Source organism: Ralstonia sp. TCR112 (assembly GCF_007997035.1).
Classification (GTDB): domain Bacteria; phylum Pseudomonadota; class Gammaproteobacteria; order Burkholderiales; family Burkholderiaceae; genus Ralstonia; species Ralstonia edaphi.
The window spans coordinates 1-4,974 of the sequence record NZ_VOSS01000036.1 but is presented as its reverse complement, the minus strand read 5'-3'; the positions used below and the strand labels follow the sequence as shown (position 1 = coordinate 4,974).

Below are 4,974 nucleotides of genomic sequence, written 5' to 3'. Positions count from 1 at the left end.
GTGAAGATCGGCATGCGCATCAGCGTCATGCCCGGCGCGCGCATCTTCACGATGGTGACAAGCAGGTTGATGCCTGATAGCACGGTGCCGACCCCCGCTATCTGCAACGCCCATATGTAGTAATCGACGCCCACATCGGGGCTGGCAAGGATGCCCGACAGCGGCGGATAGGCCAGCCAGCCGGTGCGCGCGAATTCGCCCACGAACAGCGACATCATCACCAGGATGGCGCCGCCCGTGGTCATCCAAAAACTGAAGTTGTTGAGAAACGGGAACGCCACGTCGCGTGCACCAATCTGCAGTGGCATGACAAAGTTCATGAGCCCCGTCACCAACGGCATGGCCACGAAGAAGATCATGATCACGCCGTGCGCGGTGAAGATCTGGTCGTAGTGGTGCGGCGGCAGGTAGCCAAGGTTGTCGCCAAAGGCCACTGCCTGCTGTATCCGCATCATGACGGCATCGGCAAAGCCGCGCAGCAGCATCACGATGCCCAGCACGACGTACATGATGCCGATCTTCTTGTGATCGATGCTGGTGAACCACTCACGCCAGAGGTAGCCCCAGACGCGGAAGTACGTCAGCGCGCCCACCAGCACAAGACCGCCCAGGGCGACGACCGCGAAGGTGGCGAGCAGGATCGGCTCGTGATACGGAATGGCCTCCCACGTCAGGCGGCCAAAGATCATGTTGGCGAGTTCGGAACGCTCGGGCATGGATGTCACCTGGGCCTGTATTGACCAATTCTGGCCGATCAATGTTGGCGAAAAACGTCAAAGGGACTGAAAGAGCTGAGAAGCTGAAAGGGCGGAAACGACCGACCGCCCCGCACTACCGCAACAGCCTTCGACCGTCGTTGACGGCCGCATCCGGTGCAAACATCGGCATGGCGTCGGCCGTATTGCTGGCGGTACAGATTTCCGCCGACGGGTCGAAGCGCCTCACGTTGCGGTTGCTCGCCATGGTGTCCGCCAGGCAGGCCTGGCCGTCCACACAGCGGTTCAGGATGCGGTCATAGAGGTCCGGCGCCACGCTGGCGTAACGCTGCACCGGTTCGCTCTCGCTCGGCTTGGCGAGCTTCAGGTAGGTGTCCTTTGACAGCGACGTGCCCGACGACTTGACCTGCTGGACCCACCGGTCGAACTCTTCGTTCGACAGGCCATGGAACTTGAACCGCATGTGCGAGAAGCCCGCGCCGCTGTAGTTGGAAGAAAACCCGTCGTACACGCCGGGCCGGTTGATCACTGCATGAAGCTTCGTTTCCATGCCGGGCATCGCATAGACCATGCCTGCCAGTGACGGCACGAAGAACGCGTTCATGACCGTGGTGGCCGTGATCCGGAACGCAATGGGGCGATCGACCGGCGCGGCCAGTTCGTTGACCGTGGCAATGCCTTGCTCGGGATAGACGAACAGCCACTTCCAGTCCATTGCCACCACTTCCACGGTAAGCGGCTTGGTCTCGGCAGGCACCGGACGTTGCTGGTCCAGCCGCGTCAGCGGTCGATACGGATCAAGCTGATGGGTGCTGACCCAGGTGATGGCACCCAGCGTGATGATGATCAGGAGCGGCGCGGCCCAGATTGCAAGCTCCAGCACGGTGGAGTGGTCCCAGTCGGGGTTGTAGTGCGCGTTTTCTGCGCTCTCCCGATATCGCCACGCAAACAGCAGCGTGAGAAAGATCACGGGAACGATGATCAGCAACATCAAACATGTCGCGATGATGATCAAGTCCCGCTGTCGCACCGCCATGTCGCCAGCCGGCGACAACAGCACGGCGTGGCTACAACCTGCAAGGGTCGCCAACAAGGCAATGGCTGCACCTCGCCAAAGCGGCCTTCCCGTAATTCCAAGGGGTGTCACTACTGCATTGAAGCGTGGCATGGGTCTCGGAAGTGGCGTTTGGTTAACGTCGCGCTGGGATGGCCCAACGATCTTTCGACTTGTCGTTGCAGTTTAGGCGCTATTCTGGTCTTGTGATGACGGACTTTTTGATCGCCGTACGACATCCCCTCCCCCGAATCCCGATGGAGACTCCACGATGGCAAGTCTGACCCACCAGCATCGCGCGTCGCCCACTGCACCTCCTGCGCCAGGACACCATGAAGTTGCACCGGCCGAGATCGCCACAGGCGTGGTGATCGGGCGAGCGTCGGAGTACTTCGACTTTTTCGTCTACGGCATTGCCTCGGTGCTGGTCTTCCCTACGGTGTACTTTCCGTTTGCCAGTGAACTGGCGGGGCTGCTCTTCAGCTTCACCGTCTTCTCCTTTGCCTTTATCGGGCGGCCATTCGGCACGGCGCTGTTCATGCGCATCCAGCGCCGCTGGGGGCGGAGCACGAAGCTGACTGCGTCGTTGTTCCTGCTCGGCACGGCCACGGTGGGTATCGCGTTCCTGCCGTCGTACGCATCGATCGGCCATTCGGCAATCTACTTGCTGGCGCTCTTCCGCTTCATGCAGGGCATCGCGTTTGGCGGTTCGTGGGACGGCCTGCCGTCTTTGTTGGCCTTGAACTCGCCTGAAAACAAGCGCGGCTGGTACGCCATGGTCGGGCAGTTGGGCGCCCCGACGGGTTTCATCATCGCCGGGGCGCTGTTCCTGTTTCTCTATACCAGCCTCACGTTTCAGGAATTCATCGACTGGGGCTGGCGTTATCCGTTCTACGTCGCCTTCGCCATCAACGTGGTGGCATTGTTTGCGCGGCTGCGGCTGGTGGTCACGCACGAATACACGCAGTTGCTCGAGGAAGAACAGCTGGAACCGATCAGCACCCTGCAGATGGTGAACGCGCAAGGGTTCAACATCTTCCTCGGCGCCTTTGCCGCGCTGGCCAGCTATGCGCTGTTCCACCTCGTCACCGTGTTTCCGCTGTCATGGGTGTCGCTGCGCAAGACGCAAAGCGTGCCTGCCGTGTTGATCGTGCAGATCATCGGCGCCGCAATTGCATTTGTGGGCACGCTGGTCTCCGGCCTGATTGCCGACCGTTTCGGCCGACGCACCACATTGGCGGCCATGGCCGTGCTGATCGGCATCTTCAGCCTGGCCGCGCCGTGGCTGCTCGATGGCGGTGTTGCGGGCCAGGACGCTTTCATCCTGATCGGCTTCGGTCTGCTGGGGTTGTCTTATGGGCAAGCGGCCGGCGTGGTGACGTCCAACTTCGAGAGCCGATTCCGCTATACCGGCGCCGCCCTGACGACCGATTTCGGCTGGCTGTTCGGTGCGGCATTCGCGCCGCTCGTGGCGCTCGGTTTGTCGTCGCTGTTCGGGCTCGGAGCGGTGAGCCTGTACCTGCTGTCCGGTGTGGTCGGGACGCTGGTGGCGTTGCGGATCAATAAGGCGCTCGGAACGCCAGACTCGTAGACTCGTAGACTCGCCACCCAGGAACCCGCATGACAGTCAAACGTATGGACAACGTCGGCATCGTTGTCGCCGACATCGATGCTACCGTGGAGTTTTTCACCGAACTCGGCCTCGAACTCGAAGGGCGCGCCCCAATCGAGGGGGACTGGGCCGATGGCGTCACGGGGTTGCCCGGCATGCGCGTTGAAATAGCCATGATGCGCACGCCGGACGGTCATGGCCGGCTGGAGCTTTCCCGCTTTCTGGCCCCGCCCGTAGTCGCCGATCATCGCGTCGCACCGGTCAACGCGCTCGGTTACCTGCGGGTCATGTTCACCGTCGAGGACATCGACGATACGCTCGCCCGGCTCAGTAAACGCGGCGCCACCCTTGTCGGCGACGTCGTGCAATACGGCGACGTGTATCGGTTGTGCTACATCAGGGGACCAGAAGGAATTCTGCTCGGGCTCGCCGAGGAACTGCGCAAGTAGCATTCACGGGCCAAACGGTTCCACTTTGCACCTCGGCCGAGCAAGCTAAGTCGTTGGCGAACGCGCGGTCGCTACACACATGAGCAACTCCTTAGGCACGCGAACTGCTAGTCAATCCGCAGTGCGCACGAGCGCCTTTTCAAAGGAGCAGACCATGAACAAGGACCAAGTGAAAGGTACTGTCGAGAAGATGAAGGGCAAGGTCAACGAGGCCATGGGCAAGGCGACGAACAACCCCGCACGTGAGCTGAAGGGTGACCTCCAGCAAGCCGGCGGTCAAGCGCGCAAGGACGCTGGCGACGTCAGGGAAGCAGCGAAGGACATCGCGAAGAAGTCCCGCTAAGGGCCTTGCGTTATGGGCACAGCCTCCTGGCGCCGATGCTCATGACCCAGAAAAAAAAAGGGCGACCAACCGGTCGCCTTTTTTTACACGCACAGCAGAGCAGATAGGTCGCCGATGCACGATGCAACCGCCCCGGTCGCGCTCAAAAAACAGTCTGCCCGATGGCCAGGAGATTGCCTTCGCTGTCTCGAAACCAGGCTCCCTTTTCTGCCGCGCCCGCCTTGGAGGGGTAATTTCCTTCAATACGTGCAATGCCGTTGACGGTCTTGAGGCCGGGAAAGTCGTATTCCTCAAAGGCGACGCCTCGCTGTTTCAGCTCGCTAACGGTCGCTTCGATGTCATGCACCTCCCAGCCCATTTGCGTATGGGCACCAGAAGCTGTTCCGGCTGACTGGAACAACGTGAAATAGCCGTTCCCGCACTTGTAGCGCAGGCCACCGGGCCGTTCTTCAATCGGCTCGAGCCCCAGCTTTGACGAATAGAACTGCCGGGCGCGTGCGAGGTCCTGCGCTGGGATCCGAGCTGATACGTCGCAGTCTTTGAGCATGGAATATCTCCGAACAATGCCGAGCGGGCGCCGGGTTCAGGCCGCCCGAGAACCTTCAGCAAAGTGTGCTCCCAGACGGCGGCGCGGATTGCTGGAGAACTGTCGGCGTCTGCAAGCCCGCCTCCGTCCTCGACGACTGAGCGCAGGCAAGCCGCGCGTAAAACCGGATGCGGGAGAACGGCTGGATTTTCAATAAATTGAAAATCTAAGCCATTGATCTTCAAAGGAATTTTGGTGCGAGGGAGGGGACTCG

6 protein-coding genes are annotated in these 4,974 nt (G+C 60.9%); 3 read left to right on the top strand and 3 right to left on the bottom strand.

The features are described from left to right. Positions 1-716, bottom strand: a 716-nt coding sequence (locus tag FUT88_RS12565; RefSeq protein WP_186829298.1) for a cbb3-type cytochrome c oxidase subunit I, incomplete at its 3' end; no start/stop codon positions are given. A 115-nt stretch (positions 717-831) separates the two neighbouring features. Continuing rightward, positions 832-1,884: a ubiquinol oxidase subunit II gene (cyoA, locus tag FUT88_RS12560; protein WP_147215530.1), complete on the bottom strand. Its 1,053-nt coding sequence runs from the start codon at positions 1,882-1,884 to the stop codon at positions 832-834. 157 nt (positions 1,885-2,041) lie between these two features. On the opposite strand from cyoA, the gene FUT88_RS12555 reads away from it, so the two are divergent. The 3 genes from FUT88_RS12555 (at position 2,042) to FUT88_RS12545 (ending at position 4,174) form a co-directional block, all read left to right on the top strand. Beyond that, on the top strand, positions 2,042-3,361 hold the full coding sequence (locus tag FUT88_RS12555; RefSeq protein ID WP_147215528.1) for an MFS transporter: 1,320 nt from the start codon (positions 2,042-2,044) through the stop codon (positions 3,359-3,361). Positions 3,362-3,390: 29 nt separating this feature from the next. Further along, a complete protein-coding gene (locus FUT88_RS12550; RefSeq protein WP_147215526.1) occupies positions 3,391-3,831 on the top strand; it encodes a VOC family protein in 441 nt (146 codons plus the stop codon). A 154-nt stretch (positions 3,832-3,985) separates the two neighbouring features. Then, positions 3,986-4,174 (top strand): CsbD family protein, encoded by a 189-nt coding sequence (locus tag FUT88_RS12545; protein ID WP_147215524.1) that lies wholly within the window; start codon positions 3,986-3,988, stop codon positions 4,172-4,174. A gap of 142 nt (positions 4,175-4,316) precedes the next feature. On the opposite strand, the gene FUT88_RS12540 is transcribed toward FUT88_RS12545, so the two are convergent. Then, positions 4,317-4,721: a VOC family protein gene (locus FUT88_RS12540; protein ID WP_147215522.1), complete on the bottom strand. Its 405-nt coding sequence runs from the start codon at positions 4,719-4,721 to the stop codon at positions 4,317-4,319. Between the last annotated feature and the right edge of the window lie 253 nt (positions 4,722-4,974).